This window comes from Nonomuraea sp. NPDC050663, assembly GCF_044456985.1.
Classification (GTDB): domain Bacteria; phylum Actinomycetota; class Actinomycetes; order Streptosporangiales; family Streptosporangiaceae; genus Nonomuraea.
On record NZ_JBITGL010000008.1, the window covers coordinates 198303 to 212550 of the forward strand.

Annotated in this window: 14 protein-coding genes and 1 pseudogene; 8 read left to right on the forward strand and 7 right to left on the reverse strand. The window is 69.7% G+C overall.

The window, feature by feature from the left end; all coding sequences use genetic code 11:
* Positions 1-25 precede the first annotated feature (25 nt).
* On the reverse strand, positions 26-970 hold the full coding sequence (locus ACIBH1_RS25805) for an acyltransferase domain-containing protein (protein WP_397316483.1): 945 nt from the start codon (positions 968-970) through the stop codon (positions 26-28).
* Between the two features lie 109 nt (positions 971-1079).
* Here ACIBH1_RS25805 and ACIBH1_RS25810 point away from each other — a divergent pair, with 109 nt between their 5' ends.
* Together ACIBH1_RS25810 and ACIBH1_RS25815 are read left to right on the forward strand one after the other, a co-directional pair.
* The gene (locus ACIBH1_RS25810) at positions 1080-1439 is read left to right on the forward strand and encodes a VOC family protein (protein ID WP_397316484.1); all 360 of its coding nucleotides are present in this window, start codon (positions 1080-1082) and stop codon (positions 1437-1439) included.
* 46 nt (positions 1440-1485) lie between these two features.
* On the forward strand, positions 1486-1986 hold the full coding sequence (locus ACIBH1_RS25815; RefSeq protein WP_397316485.1) for a VOC family protein: 501 nt from the start codon (positions 1486-1488) through the stop codon (positions 1984-1986).
* Positions 1987-2483: 497 nt separating this feature from the next.
* On the opposite strand, the gene clpB is transcribed toward ACIBH1_RS25815, so the two are convergent.
* The 6 genes and pseudogenes from clpB to ACIBH1_RS25845 all read right to left on the reverse strand — a co-directional run bounded on the left by clpB (position 2484) and on the right by ACIBH1_RS25845 (position 9832).
* Complete coding sequence (clpB, locus tag ACIBH1_RS25820; protein WP_397316486.1) at positions 2484-5030, reverse strand: ATP-dependent chaperone ClpB; 2547 nt, start codon at positions 5028-5030, stop codon at positions 2484-2486.
* A 31-nt stretch (positions 5031-5061) separates the two neighbouring features.
* Positions 5062-5385, reverse strand: a pseudogene (locus ACIBH1_RS25825) (heat shock protein transcriptional repressor HspR); the annotation flags it as partial.
* Positions 5386-5423: 38 nt separating this feature from the next.
* Complete coding sequence (gene dnaJ / locus ACIBH1_RS25830; RefSeq protein ID WP_397316487.1) at positions 5424-6605, reverse strand: molecular chaperone DnaJ; 1182 nt, start codon at positions 6603-6605, stop codon at positions 5424-5426.
* A gap of 4 nt (positions 6606-6609) precedes the next feature.
* Complete coding sequence (gene grpE / locus ACIBH1_RS25835; protein WP_397316489.1) at positions 6610-7155, reverse strand: nucleotide exchange factor GrpE; 546 nt, start codon at positions 7153-7155, stop codon at positions 6610-6612.
* 34 nt (positions 7156-7189) lie between these two features.
* Entirely contained in the window at positions 7190-9055 is a 1866-nt protein-coding gene (gene dnaK, locus ACIBH1_RS25840) for a molecular chaperone DnaK (protein ID WP_397316490.1), read from the reverse strand.
* Between the two features lie 177 nt (positions 9056-9232).
* Positions 9233-9832: a CGNR zinc finger domain-containing protein gene (locus ACIBH1_RS25845; RefSeq protein ID WP_397316491.1), complete on the reverse strand. Its 600-nt coding sequence runs from the start codon at positions 9830-9832 to the stop codon at positions 9233-9235.
* 101 nt (positions 9833-9933) lie between these two features.
* Here ACIBH1_RS25845 and ACIBH1_RS25850 point away from each other — a divergent pair, with 101 nt between their 5' ends.
* From ACIBH1_RS25850 to ACIBH1_RS25875, 6 genes are read left to right on the forward strand one after another with little or no spacing between them, the layout of a single operon-like run.
* Positions 9934-10389: a VOC family protein gene (locus ACIBH1_RS25850; RefSeq protein ID WP_397316492.1), complete on the forward strand. Its 456-nt coding sequence runs from the start codon at positions 9934-9936 to the stop codon at positions 10387-10389.
* Between the two features lie 10 nt (positions 10390-10399).
* A complete protein-coding gene (locus tag ACIBH1_RS25855; protein ID WP_397316493.1) occupies positions 10400-11293 on the forward strand; it encodes a pyridoxamine 5'-phosphate oxidase family protein in 894 nt (297 codons plus the stop codon).
* Between the two features lie 52 nt (positions 11294-11345).
* Complete coding sequence (locus ACIBH1_RS25860) at positions 11346-12290, forward strand: LLM class flavin-dependent oxidoreductase (protein WP_397316494.1); 945 nt, start codon at positions 11346-11348, stop codon at positions 12288-12290.
* Complete coding sequence (locus ACIBH1_RS25865; protein WP_397316495.1) at positions 12287-12943, forward strand: alpha/beta fold hydrolase; 657 nt, start codon at positions 12287-12289, stop codon at positions 12941-12943. The genes ACIBH1_RS25860 and ACIBH1_RS25865 overlap by 4 nt, the downstream gene beginning before the upstream one ends.
* 28 nt (positions 12944-12971) lie before the next feature.
* On the forward strand, positions 12972-13646 hold the full coding sequence (locus ACIBH1_RS25870; RefSeq protein ID WP_397316496.1) for a winged helix-turn-helix transcriptional regulator: 675 nt from the start codon (positions 12972-12974) through the stop codon (positions 13644-13646).
* Positions 13643-14107 (forward strand): hypothetical protein, encoded by a 465-nt coding sequence (locus ACIBH1_RS25875; protein WP_397316497.1) that lies wholly within the window; start codon positions 13643-13645, stop codon positions 14105-14107. Before ACIBH1_RS25870 ends, ACIBH1_RS25875 begins: the two co-directional genes overlap by 4 nt.
* Positions 14108-14248 lie beyond the last annotated feature (141 nt).

Consider the following 14248-nt stretch of genomic DNA (forward strand, 5'->3'; position numbering starts at 1 on the left):
TGTGGGCGGTCGCGCGACCTCCTCATCAGATCGCGAACCGGCCGCGGCGCCAGTACCAGTGACCCCCCGCCTTCAGGTGGTCGACGACCGCGCGCTGGAGCACGGTACGGCGGGGCAGCTGGTCGAGCGGCGTGCTCAGCGTGCGGAAGGCGAACCGCAGCACCTCGACGTCGCCGTCCAGCCCCTCCGGCTCCTCGTACGGCTCCAGCTCGAACCTCTGCTGGAAGCGCACGATGTTGGAGTCCTGCGGCAGGTACTCCTGCAGCTGCGGGTCGAGCAGCCACGAGCCGCACGAGAAGGCCGAGTAGCGCTCGTCGGGGAAGTGGCGCGGGAAGAACACGCGTGCCTCGTCGAGCGACGCGTCTACGGCTTCAGGCGTCAACGGCCCCGAGTCGGGGATGTGCAGGCCGATCGCGGTGTCGTCGCGCTGGTGCTGGAGGCGCCCCAGCTCGTAGACGCCGCCGCGGGCGTGCAACGTCAGCCAGGCCTGCATGACCGGCCAGCCCTCGCCGTTCATCCGCCGGTCGACCGCCAGGTTGCGGCCCAGGTCGGCGAGCGTCGCCCACGAAACGGCCTCGGGGATGCCGTGGTCACGGTGGTAGTCCATGACGACGCCGACCATGGCCAGGAAGCCGTACACGTAGAGGTGCCGCCAGGCGGGACCGCGCTCGCGCGGCAGCTCAGGACCGGGCGGCAACCAGCCGTAGCCCCCGAGATCGGCGCGCACCAGCGCCGTCGAACGGTCCAGCAGCCAGCGCAGCTCCGGCGTCCACAGGGGCGAGCCGTGGTCTGGCCAGGCGGCCATGATCTCGGCCGCGTCGTCCGGCGGGACGGCCAGACGGTCGAGGATCGCGGGCACGTCGGCCTTGGCTGGTAGCGGAGCCGCCGGGCCGTCACCGGCGAGCCGGTCCACGCGCTCGACGTCCTCGACGGGCAGCCCGAGCCGGGCAGCGATGTCGCCTGGGGTCACGGGGGGATTTTACCGATCTGTGGGGAGCGGGCGATGATGATCGCGAAGCGTGTGGCGTCGTGCCTCTGGCACGGTGGACTTGTCGGCGGCCTTCGTTACTCTGCGTGGCGTGAACTCCGTAAAGATCACCAACGCGTTCATCCCCGTCGCTGATCCGGGGGCCTCCGCTCGTTGGTACAGCACGGTTCTCGGCTTCCAGGTCGCCTCCGTCGACGAATGGAGCGCGGTGCTCCGGTGCGAGGGCGGCTCGCCCTCCCTGACCTTGATGGGCCCCGCCAGCGGCATCGCGGCCGCACCCGGGCTGGCCTGGGCGACCTGCAACCTCGCCGTGGCCGACCTCGACGAGGCCAGGGCGGAGCTGGAGCGCCACGGCAGCGAACCGGGCGACGTGGAGGGCTCGTACGAGGTCTGCCGGTTCTTCACCGCCAAGGACCCCGACGGGAACACGCTGCTCGTCACCGATCGGTAGCCGATTGCGGCAGGAACCTGGCCGCAATCGTCCCTAACGTCGCGGCATGGAGAAGACTCCCGAACCCCAGGGTGAGAACACCGTCAACGGATTCGTCGTCGTCGACGGGGCCGCGTCGTTCATCGACTTCCTCGTCGCCGTCTTCGACGGGACCGAGCGGAAGGAGGCTCATAGCCCCGACTTCTACGCCGGGGACGGAACGCTCATTCACGCAGAGGTGGTGATCGGCAATTCGTTGCTCATGGTGGCCGACCGTAAGGCGGGCTGGCCGTTCACACCGGCGTTGACGCAGGTGTACGTGGCCGACCCCGAGGAGACCTTGCGGAGGGCGGTGGAGCGGGGGGCGACCGTGGTTACACCGGTGTCGCCTTTCTATGGGGGATATGGGATCGCTCGGTTCCTTGACCCTTGGCACAACGTGTGGTGGCTGTTCTTTCCGGAGGCCGGGGGAGAGGTGAGCTGGGAGGAGCCTGCCGAACCCGGCGTCGTGTACACGACGCTGCTCGAGACGATGGAGACGTTGGCCGAGCCTGCTGCTGGCGGATGACCCGTGGGGTTTGTGTCAGCCCGCTTGCGCCCGTTCCAGCCGGGACGGCGGCGCGCCAGTAGCGTCGGCAGGCTGGGGTGAACGACGACCGGCGGAGGGACCACCCGTGGATTTCGCCCCGGGACACCACGGCCGAGCCTGGTCGTGGAGCCCGCGCACCAGTTGACCACGCCCTTGCCAGAACCCGGTGACCCCATATAAGCGGCCGTGCTTTTGGTGTGAGTCACCCGCCTGGACATCGCCCCACCATGGGTTGCCCGGGCGCAGTCCGGGCCGAGTCAGGGCGCCCGAGCGCGGAGCGCGAGGCCCTTAGATCCGGGTGGGATCCAAGCGGGTGACCCCGGAAGCGCGTCACGGGTGGGCGGGGGGTGCCGGGGGGCCGGTAGGCCCCCCGTGCGGGGTCTGGGGCGGAGCCCCGGTGTCACAGCCCCGACCACGCCCGGCGCGAAGCGCCCGCAGCCCTGGGAGGGACCGCGCCCGGGGGAGGGGCCGAGCCGTCAGGAGGTGCGCTGCACCATCAGCTCGTCGTCCCCGAGGTCGACCACGACCTTGTCCCCGTCGACGACCTCTCCCGCCAGGATCGACTTGGCCAGCTTGTCCCCGATGGCCGACTGCACCAGCCGCCGTAGGGGGCGCGCGCCGTACAGGGGGTCGAAGCCGGTCAGCACCAGCCACTCCCTGGCCGCCGGTGTCACGTCGAGCGTGAGCCTGCGGTCGGACAGGCGGTGGGCGAGCCGGTCGACCTGGAGGTCGACGATGCGGCTGAGCTCTTCGGTGCCGAGGGCGTCGAAGAGGATGACGTCGTCGAGCCGGTTGAGGAATTCGGGCTTGAACGTTTTCCGTACGAGTCCCATGACCGCGTCGCGGTCGGGCAGGAGCGCCGAGCCGAGGTTGGAGGTGAGGATCAGGATGGTGTTGCGGAAGTCGACGGTGCGGCCCTGGCCGTCGGTGAGGCGGCCGTCGTCGAGCACCTGCAGCAGGATGTCGAAGACCTCGGGGTGCGCCTTCTCGACTTCGTCGAGCAGGACGACGGTGTAGGGCCGGCGGCGGACGGCTTCGGTGAGCTGGCCGCCCTCCTCATAGCCGACGTAGCCGGGAGGGGCTCCGACGAGCCGGGCGACGCTGTGCTTTTCGGAGTATTCGCTCATGTCGATGCGGGTCATGGCCCGCTCGTCGTCGAAGAGGAACTCCGCCAGCGCCTTGGCCAGTTCGGTCTTGCCCACGCCGGTGGGGCCGAGGAAGAGGAAGCTGCCGGTGGGGCGGTCGGGGTCGGCGATGCCGGCGCGCGAACGCCGTACGGCATCGGAGACGGCGCGCACGGCGTCGCGCTGGCCGATCAGCCTGCGGCCGAGCTCGTCTTCCATGCGCAGGAGTTTGGCCGTCTCGGCTTCGAGCAGCCGTCCGGCCGGGATGCCGGTCCAGGAGGAGATGACTTCGGCGATGTCGTCGGCGCCGACCTCTTCCTTGACCATCTGCTGTTCGGGCGTCTCCTGGGAGGCGGCCTCGAGTTCGCGTTCCAGGCGGGGGACCTCGTCGTAGAGCAGGCGGGAGGCTTCGCCGTAGTTGCCGTCGCGCTGGAAGCGTTCGGCGTTGCTGCGTACCTCGTCGAGCTGCTTCTTGAGGTCGCCGACGCGGTTGAGTCCGGCCTTCTCGTGTTCCCAGCGGCCGACGAGGGCGTTGAGCTCTTCCTGGCGGTCGGCGAGCTCGGCGCGCAGGCGTTCGAGGCGGCCGAGGGAGGCCTCGTCGGTCTCCTTGGCGAGCGCGAGCTCTTCCATCTTCATGCGGTCGACGTCGCGCTGGAGCTGGTCGATCTCGACGGGGCGGGAGTCGATCTCCATGCGCAGCCGTGAGGCGGCCTCGTCGACGAGGTCGATGGCCTTGTCGGGCAGGAAGCGGTTGGTGATGTAGCGGTCGGACAGGGCCGCGGCGGCCACGAGGGCGCTGTCGGCGATCTGGACCTGGTGGTGGGCCTCGTAGCGGCCCTTGAGCCCGCGCAGGATGGCGATGGTGTCCTCGACGGTCGGCTCGCCGACGTAGACCTGCTGGAAGCGGCGCTCCAGGGCGGGGTCCTTCTCGATGCGCTCGCGGTATTCGTCGAGGGTGGTGGCGCCGATCATGCGCAGCTCGCCCCGGGCGAGCATGGGCTTGAGCATGTTGCCGGCGTCCATGGCGCCTTCGGCGGCGCCGGCGCCGACGACGGTGTGGAGCTCGTCGATGAAGGTGACGACCTGGCCGTCGCTCTCCTTGATCTCGGAGAGCACGGCCTTGAGCCGCTCCTCGAACTCGCCGCGATACTTGGCGCCGGCGACCATGGCGCCCAGGTCGAGCGACATGAGCCGCTTGTTGCGCAGGGATTCCGGCACGTCGCCGGCGACGATGCGCTGGGCGAGGCCTTCGACGACGGCGGTCTTGCCCACGCCTGGCTCGCCGATGAGCACGGGGTTGTTCTTCGTACGGCGGGACAGCACCTGCACGACGCGGCGGATCTCGGAGTCGCGGCCGATCACCGGGTCGAGCTTGCCGGAGCGCGCCCGTTCGGTCAGGTCGACGGCGTACTTCTCGAGCGCCTTGTAGGTGTCTTCCGGCGTCTCGCTGGTGACGCGGGCGTTGCCGCGCACCTTCTCGAAGGCGTCGAGCAGGGCGTCTCGGGTGGCGCCGGACTGCTTGAGCAGGTCGGCGACCTGGCCGCCGTCGGTGGCGAGGCCGACCAGGAGGTGTTCGGTCGAGACGTAGTCGTCTTCGAGTCGCTTGGCCTGGTGGGCCGCGGTGTTGATGACGGTCAGCAGCTGGCGGGAGGAGCTGGGCGCGCTCACGGTGGAGCCCTGCGCCTTGGGCAGCCCGGCGAGCAGCTGCTCGGTCTTGACCTTCAGGGCCTTCCAGTCGGCGCCGACGGCGTCGAGCAGCGGCACTGCCGTACCGCCTGTCTGACCCAGCAGCGCGGCGAGCAGGTGCGCGGGGGCGATCTCGGGGTTGCCCTCGGCCGCCGCTCTGCGCATGGCGACCGACAAGGCCTCCTGGCTCTTCTGGGTCAGCTTGTAGTCCATATGTTCACGCCCCCGGTGGCAGCTCGTATCTGATGAGCGCCTTGATCATCTGGATCTCGGCGCGTAGCCGGTGCACCTCCTCGCGAAGGTGCAGCCCTTCGTTCTCCAGCTCCAGGATTCGCTTGATCCCGGCCAGATTGATGCCCTCCTCCTGGGAGAGCCGTTGCACCTCGCGCAGCTGGAGGATGTCGCGGGTGGAGTACAGCCGCCCGCGTCCCGCGGTCCGCCCGGGGCTGACCAGCCCCAGGCGGTCGTACTGCCGCAGGGTCTGCGGGTGCAGACCGGAGAGCTGGGCCGCCACCGAGATCACATAGACGGGTGTGTCGTCGGAGAGATCGAAGTATCTGGCGTCCATGGCTCGGTTCCTTCGGTACGGCAGGCGGATGCCTGCTGCTACTCGCTTCTGGCCTTCTCGATCAGTTCCGCTCGCGGGTCGTCGCCCGCGGTGGCTTCGCGGAACTCGGTCAGGAGCTCGCGAGCCTTGTCGTCGAGGTGCTTGGGCACGACGACCTCGAAGGTGACCAGCAGGTCGCCCTTGGTGCCGTCCTTGCGTGCCACGCCGCGTCCGCGGACGCGCTGCACCTGGCCGTTGCGCGTGCCAGGCGCGATTCGCACGGTCACCGGCATGCCCTTGAGCGTCGGCACCTTGATCTCCGCGCCCAGGGCCGCCTCGGTGAAGGTGACGGGCACGGTGATCGTGAGGTTGTCGGCGTTCCTCCCGAACACGGGGTGGGGCTTGACGTGGGTGAGGATGTAGAGGTCTCCGGCGGGCCCGCCGTTCTCGCCGGGCGCGCCCTTGGCCTTCAGCTTGACCCGCTTGCCGTCGTCGACGCCGGCCGGGATCCGCGCCTGGATGGTGCGGGTGCTCTTGGCCCGGCCGCTGCCCTCGCACACGGGGCAGGGGTCGTCGACCAGGAGCCCGCGGCCCTTGCAGTCGCGGCACGGCTCGGAGAAGGCGAAGTTGCCCAGGTTGCGGCTGGCCGCTCCGGTGCCCTCACAGGTCGGGCAGACCCGCGGGGTGGTGCCGGCCTTGGCGCCGGTGCCCGAGCAGGCGGCGCATCCCTGCGAGCTGGTGAGCCGGAGCGACACGGTGGTGCCCTGGACCGCCTCGGTGAAGGAGAGGGTCACCTCCGACTCGATGTCCTGCCCGCGCCGCGCCCTGGTGGCGCTGCCGGTCGTACGGCCGGCGCCACCGCCGCCGCCGCGGTTGAAGATGCCGCCGAACAGGTCGCCTATCCGGTCGGATGTGCTGCCCTGCTGGTTGGAGCCGCCGAACAGGTCGCCGAAGTCGAAGGGGAATCCTCCGCCGCCGCCCGGCCGGGCGCCACCCACGCCCGACCCGAACAACGTGCGCGCCTCGTCGTACTCCTTGCGCCGCTTGGCATCGGAGAGCACGTCGTAGGCCTCGGAGATCTCCTTGAACTTGGCCTCTTTCTCCGGGCTGCCCTGGTTGGCGTCGGGGTGGTTCTCCCTGGCCAGCTTCCGGTAGGCCTTCTTGATCTCGTCGGCCGAGGCGGACTTGGGCACACCAAGGACCTTGTAGTAGTCCTTCTCCAGGTAGTCCTTGGTGCTCATAACCTCATTCCTCGGTTTCTGGCTCTGCCACGGCGACACGCGCCGGGCGCAAGATCCGCTCACCCATCCGGTAGCCCGGCTGGAGCACCTCGATGCAGGTCGGCTCGGTGACCTCCGACGAGTAGCTGTGCATCAGCGCCTCGTGGATGGTCGGGTCGAACGCGTCGCCCTTCTGGCCGAACGAGGCGAGCCCCAGCTTGGTGGCGGCCGATTCCAGGGATTCGGCCACCTTCGCGAAACCGCCGGTGAGCTCGCCGTGGTCGCGGGCCCTGCCGATGTCGTCGAGCACGGGAAGCAGTTCGGTGAGCACGCCCGCGACGGCCTGCTCCTTCACCGCGACACGGTCACGCTCCACCCGGCGGCGGTAGTTGGTGTACTCCGCCTGGAGGCGCTGCAGGTCAGCGGTGCGCTCCAGGAGAAGGTCGGCCTCGGCGCCGCTGAGGATCTGGTTTCCAGCCTTGGCGGCGTCGTCTTCGACGATCTCCTGCTCCGTGTCCTTCTGACGTGCCTCGCCCGTCTCCGGGTCGATCTTGCGGTTGTCGCGGATCACGGGTGCTTCCTCAGCTCCGTTTCCACTACTCACTTCACGCGTCCTTCTTCGGCTGCTCGTCGTCGACGATCTCGGCCTCGACCACGTCGTCGTCTGCCTTGGTCTGCTGGGCGCCGTCCTGCGGAGGGGCCTCCTGGCCGGCGGCGGAGCCCTGCGACTGGGCGTAGATCGCCGAGCCCATCTGCTGGCTGACCGTGGCGAGCTTCTCCGCGGAGTTGCGGATCGCGTCGATGTCGGTGCCCTCGAGGGCCTTCTTCACCGCGGCGAGCTCGTCGTTGACCTGCTGCTTGATGTCGTCCGGGATCTTGTCGTCGTTCTCGCGGACGAACTTCTCCGTCTGGTAGACGAGACCGTCGGCGTTGTTGCGGGTCTCGGCCTCCTCGCGGCGCTTGCGGTCCTCGTCGGCGTAGGACTCGGCCTCGCGCATCATGCGCTCGATGTCGTCCTTCGGCAGCGCGGAGCCGCCGGTGATGGTCATCGTCTGCTCCTTGCCGGTGCCGAGGTCCTTGGCGGAGACGTTGACGATGCCGTTGGCGTCGATGTCGAAGGTGACCTCGATCTGCGGGATGCCGCGCGGCGCCGGGGCGATGCCGGTCAGCTCGAAGGTGGCCAGCTTCTTGTTGTAGGCCGCGATCTCGCGCTCGCCCTGGTAGACCTGGATCTGCACCGACGGCTGGTTGTCCTCGGCCGTGGTGAAGACCTCGGAGCGCTTGGTCGGGATCGTGGTGTTGCGCTCGATGATCTTGGTGAAGATGCCGCCCTTGGTCTCGATGCCCAGCGACAGCGGGGTCACGTCGAGCAGCAGGACATCCTTGACCTCGCCCTTGAGCACGCCCGCCTGGAGAGCGGCGCCGATGGCGACGACCTCGTCGGGGTTGACGCCCTTGTTGGGCTCCTTGCCGCCGGTGAGCTCCTTGACCAGCTCGGAGACGGCGGGCATACGGGTCGAGCCGCCGACGAGCACCACGTGGGCGATGTCGGAGACCTTGATGCCGGCGTCCTTGATGACCTGGTTGAACGGGCCCTTGGTCCGCTCGAGCAGGTCGGCGGTCAGGCGCTGGAACTCGCTGCGGGTGAGCTTCTCGTCGAGGTGGAGCGGGCCCTCGGAGCTGGCGGTGATGTAGGGAAGGTTGATGGAGGTCTCGCTCTGCGAGGACAGCTCGATCTTGGCCTTCTCCGAGGCCTCACGCAGGCGCTGCAGGGCCATCTTGTCCTTGGACAGGTCGACGCCGTGAGCGTTCTGGAAGCGCTTGACCAGCTCGTCGACGACGCGCTGGTCCCAGTCGTCGCCGCCCAGGTGGTTGTCACCGGAGGTGGCCTTGACCTCGACGAAGCCGTGGCCGTCCTCGGAGCCGACGTCGAGCAGGGACACGTCGAAGGTGCCGCCGCCGAGGTCGAAGACCAGGATCGTCTGGTCGGTGTCCTTGTCGAGGCCGTAGGCCAGGGCCGCGGCGGTCGGCTCGTTGATGATGCGGAGCACGTTGAGGCCCGCGATCGTGCCGGCTTCCTTGGTGGCCTGGCGCTGGGCGTCGTTGAAGTAGGCCGGGACGGTGATCACCGCGTCGGCGATCTTCTCGCCCAGGTACGCCTCGGCGTCCTGCTTGAGCTTCTGCAGCACGAAGGCGCTGATCTGCTGGGGGGAGAACTTCTTGCCGTCGATCTCCTGGGACCAGTTGGTGCCCATCTCACGCTTGACCGAGCGGATCGTCCGGTCGACGTTGGTGACGGCCTGGCGCTTGGCCACTTCACCGACGAGGACCTCGCCGTTCTTCGCGAAGGCGACGACGGACGGAGTCGTCCGCGAGCCCTGCGCGTTGGCGATGACAGTGGGCTCGCCGCCCTCGAGAATCGAGACGACGGAGTTGGTCGTCCCCAGGTCGATACCTACCGCACGTGCCATGAGTTCGTCCTTGTAGTCAAAGTTGAGTTGGCTGGACTCAACCTATGAATGCTTCAGGTCTTTGTCAAACGTCTTGAGCCTATTCGACTCAACCCATCTGCGCGGGTGCGCATTCCCAGGATCAGGGGCTCTTCGGGGGCGACGCTCGGGGTCGTGTCAGGGTTCCCCGAAGGCTTCTCAGGTGCTCTGCGCCTTGGTCCTGGCGTAGTGGCGCGCCACACGTGCTCTGTTGCCGCAGCCGGCCGAGCACCACTCCCGCCGGGGGCTGTCACGCACGAAGAACAGCACGCATCCGGGACCGTGGCACGCGCACACCTCCAGCCCCGCGGAGCCGGCGAACAGGGTCGCGGCCTCTTCCGCCAGCAAGGCGAGCGCCGCTTCGACCGGGCGCCCCGCCGCGGCCGTCACCAGGTGCGGCTCGGGGGTCGCCCGCAGTTCCCGCCATCGCGGGGTGCGCGCGGCGTGGCGGTTGAGGGCCGCGACGGCGTCCGCGTCGAACGCGGAGCCCTCGACCGAGGCGGCGGCCAGGGTCCTGATCGTGTCGCGCAGCTCTCTGGCCTGGCGCAGGTCGTCGTCGCCGATGCTCTGGAGGTCGGCGTCCGTGAGGGTGATCGTGAGGCGGGGGCGCATGTCGCGCAGCCATGCCGCCAGGTGCTCGACCGTCTGCAGTCCGTCGTTGGGACGGCCGCGCTTGGCGTAGACGGTGTTGCCGAACTCGATCGGCAGGGCCTCGCCGAGAACGGGGGAACCGCCCCCGGTCAGGTGTGCAACGTCCATCGTCCTAATGCTATCCCGCTCTTGACACCGTAAGAATGTGGCGTTCATTCTAATGTTTAATAACGCGATCAAACGTTAGAAATTCCAGTCCGGAGGTTCGTATGAGCGGCATCCCAGCCCTGCAGACCGGCCACGTCGGCCTCAACGTGACGGACCTGGCCAGGTCCGTCGCCTTCTATCGGCAGGTCTTCGACTTCGAGGTCTTCGGTGAGCAGACGGAGGGCGAGCGCAGGTTCGCCTTCCTCGGGCGGGACGGCGAGCTGGTGGTGACGTTGTGGCAGCAGAGCGACGACGCCTTCGCCACCGACCGGGCCGGACTGCACCACCTGGCGTTCAAGGTGTCCGACATCGAGGCGGTCCGCCGGGCCGAGGCGACGCTGCGCGGGCTCGGCGTGGAGCCGCTGCACGACGGGATCGTGCCTCACCGTGAGGGCGCGTCGTCGGGTGGCGTGTTCTTCTTCGACCCGGACGGCATCCGGTTGGAGATCTACACGCTGTCCGGCGCCGACACCGCCCCCGCTCCCACCCAGGGCGCTCCGACCTGCGGCTTCTTCTAGGAGGCGCGTCGTGCTTCACCCAGGTGAATACGCCGTGCAGCGCCGTACCGGCCTGGCCGACGGCAGCAGGGGGTCGGTGGCCGTCGGCGCGGACGTCCCTCCCGTGGCGGCCGAGTTCCTCGCGGGCCGTCGCCTGACGGTGATCGCCGCAGTCGACGACGCGGGCACGCCCTGGATCGGCCCGGTCACCGGCCCGCCCGGCTTCCTGGCCGCGCCGGACGCCCGCACGGTCGTGGTCGATCGCCTTCCCGGCGCCGGTGACCCCCTGGCCGGGCTCTTCGACGCGGAGCGCGAGGTCGGCATGCTCGTGATCGACCCGCCGACCCGGAGGCGGATGCGGGTCAACGGGCGGGCGCGGCGCGAGGGTGGCGGGCTGGTGGTGCGCACCGAGCAGGTGTACTCCAACTGCCCCAAGCACCTCCAGGTCCGGACTTTTCGTGATTCGCCGCCGCTAGAGCGGAAAGTCGCTCCCGTCACCACGGCGCTGACCGTCGCCCAGCAGCACTGGATCGCCGCCGCGGACACGTTCTTCGTCGGCACCTACGCCGAAGGGCTCGGCGTCGACGCGTCACATCGCGGCGGGAACCCCGGATTCGTCAGAGTCCTCGACGAAGGGCGCCTGGCCTGGCCCGATTACGTGGGCAACACGATGTTCATGACCCTGGGCAACCTCGAGCTCGAACCCCGGTGCGCGCTGGCGTTCCTGGACTGGGAGACAGGAGACGTGGTGCAACTGACCGGGCGCGCTCGGGTCGATGGGGATGCGGGCAGGGCCGCGACCTTTCCCGGAGCTCAGCGGGTGATCGACTTCGAGATCGGCGGCGTGGTCGAGACCGTCGGCGGGCTGGGCCAGCGCTGGACGTTCGGGGAGTATTCGCGCTTCAACCCGCCCATCACTTCTTGAAACAAAACTGCTAACTTCAAAAACAGGTAGTTCGAGGCTATGATCCAGGACCATGGCCTCCTTGGAGATCGGCTACCTGCTGCCGACGCGTGATCAAGCGGTAAGCGGTGAACACGACCTGACGCGGCTGGTCGACCAGGCACGACGTGCCGAAGCGCTGGGATTCGACTCCGTGTGGGCGGGCGACAGCCCCCTCACGCGGCCCCGCGCCGACCCCCTGCTCCTGCTGTCGGCCGTGGCCGCCGCCACCAGCCGCGTCACGCTCGGCACGGCCGTACTCCTGCCCGCGCTCCGTCACCCGATCCTGCTGGCGCACCAGCTCGCCACCCTGGACGGGCTCGCCGAGGGGCGCCTGATCGTCGGCATGGGCGGCGGATTTCCCAACCGGGGCACAGAAGCCCAGTTCGTCGCGATCGGCGTCCCGTTCGCGAGCCGCGTCAGCCGCCTCGAAGAGTCGATCGTGGCGATGCGTCAGCTGTGGAGCGGCCAGGAAGTGTCCTTCACCGGCCGGCACTTCGACTTCCACGGCGCGACGATCGCGCCCACGCCCACCCGTCCGGCGGGCCCGCCGATCTGGCTGGCCGGAGGCGGCGAAACCGCGCTGAGACGCGTGGCGCACCTGGCCGACGGCTGGCTGCCGTACCCGCCCAGGACGCAGGCCTACGCGCGGGAATGGGCGGCCATCCGGCAGGACACGGACCGGCCGGTCACCGCCGCCCTGTACGCGACGTTGTGCCTGGACGCCGACCCCGAGCGGGCGCGCCGCCGCCTGCGCGCGAGCGTCGAGCGCTACTACAACGCGCCGCTGGAGGCCGTCGAAACCGTCCAGGCCATGTTCGCCGGTACGGCACGCGCGGCAGCCGACTGGCTCGGCGCCTACACCGAGGCGGGCGCCCGTCACGTGGTGATCCGCCTGGCCGCCGACGACCACGACTCGGCCCTGGAGACCCTCGCCCAGCACGTCCTGCCCCTGCTTCACCGGAAAGGAACGCCATGACCACCTTCGTTCTCGTCCACGGCGCCTGGCACGGCCCCTGGGCCTGGGAGCGCCTCACCCCGCTCCTGCACCAGGCCGGGGTGCGCACCCTGACCCCGGCCCTCACCCTCGACGGCGACGTCGGCCTGGACACGCACGTCGACGAGGTTCTCGTCAGCCTGGCCGCCGCCGGTGACGACGTGATCCTGGTCGGGCACAGCTACGCGGGCCTGGTCGTCCGCCAGGCCGCCGACCAGCGACCCGACCTGGTCAAGCAGGTCGTCCTCATCGACGGCTGGGCGGGCGGCGACGGCACGAGCCTGTTCGACCTGGCGCCCGAGGCCTTCGTCACCACAGTGCGCGCCGCCACCGACGGCCTCCACATCCCCGCCCCGCCCCCGGCGAGCTTCGGCGTCACCGACCCCGACGACACCCGCTGGCTCGCCGCGCGCCTGCGACCCCACCCCCTGCGCACCTTCACCGAACCGACCCGGCTGAGCGGCGCGGTCGACCGGATCCCCGGCACCGCCATCTCCTGCAGGCCGCAGACCTACCCCTTCGAACGTTTCGCCGAAGAGCTCGGCTACCGGACCGTCCCTGTGGACGGCCCGCACAACGTGATGCTCACCCACCCGCGGCCACTGGCCCGACTGCTGTTCGACTCGCTTCAATAACAAGAAGCGCCAGAACTAGAATGAGGAAGTGGAACAGCGGAACTACAACCAGTACTGCGCGACCGCGCGCACCCTCGACCTCGTGGGCGAACGGTGGACGCTGCTGCTCGTCCGCGAACTGCTGACCGGGCCCAAACGTTTCAGCGACCTGCAGCACAGCCTGCGCGGCCTGGGCACCGGACTGCTGGCGGCCCGGATGAAGCACCTCGAGCGCGAAGGACTGGCCCACAAGATCACCCTCCCGCCGCCCGCCCGCACCCCCGCCTACGCCCTCACCCAGGCGGGCGCGGACCTCGAACCGGTGGTGATGGCCCTGGCCCGATGGGGGCTCACCTGGGCCATGGACGAGCCCCGCGAGCAGGAGAGCTTCCACCCGGGCTGGGCGGTGCTCGGCCTGAAGGCGTGCTTCGACGCCGACGCCGCCGCGGGGCTGCGGGCGCTGTACGAGTTCCGGGTGGAGGAGGAGGTCTTCCACGCACGGGTCGACGACGGCACGATCGAGACCGTGCACGGGCCGGCGCAGCACCCCGACGCGGTCATCACCGCCGGCCGCGACGCCTTCCGCGACCTCGCGGCCAGCCGGACGACGCTGGAGGAGGCGATCGGCTCCGGCGCCGTGTCCGCCACGGGCGACGGGGAGGCCCTGCGGCGGCTGCACGGGCTGTTCCGGCTCCCGACACGGCGGCTTCGGACTGCACTGTGACCGGGCCGCCCGGAGACGAACATGAACGGTTCGCCCGCTACCTGGAGCAGCTGGAGGATGTGAGGCAGGCGGACGAAGCCGAGCTCGTGCGCTCGGTCCTGCACGACCCGGATACGGCGATGGCGCAGTCAGCGGTCGTCAGGCACCTGGACCGCCGGGCCGCGGGACTTCTCGTGGACCCGGAGTTCGATGGCTGGCTCCACACCATGACCACGGCGATCGGAGAGCGGGAGTTCCTCGCCCACCGGCTGGAGGACTGGGCCCTGCTCAGAGCGGTCGCCATCGATGACCCACGGAGGCATGAGGATCTCCTGGCCGCCTCCGACTGGTGCCAGCGCATGGCTGTGTGGGTCCTGACTTCACCTGTCGCGTTGCACCTGCTCGCCAGCGAGGGAAGGACGCGACGCGTTCGCACGGCAGCCCACGGCCGGCTGGGTGAGCATGGCCGCATGGACGGCTGACACCAGCTGAACCCGCTCGACCATGGGTTGCCCGGGCGCAGCCCGGGCCGAGTCAGGGCGCCCGAGCGCGGAGCGCGAGGACCGCTGATCCGGGTGGGATCCAGGTGGGTGACCCCGGAAGCGCGTCACGGGTGGGCGGGG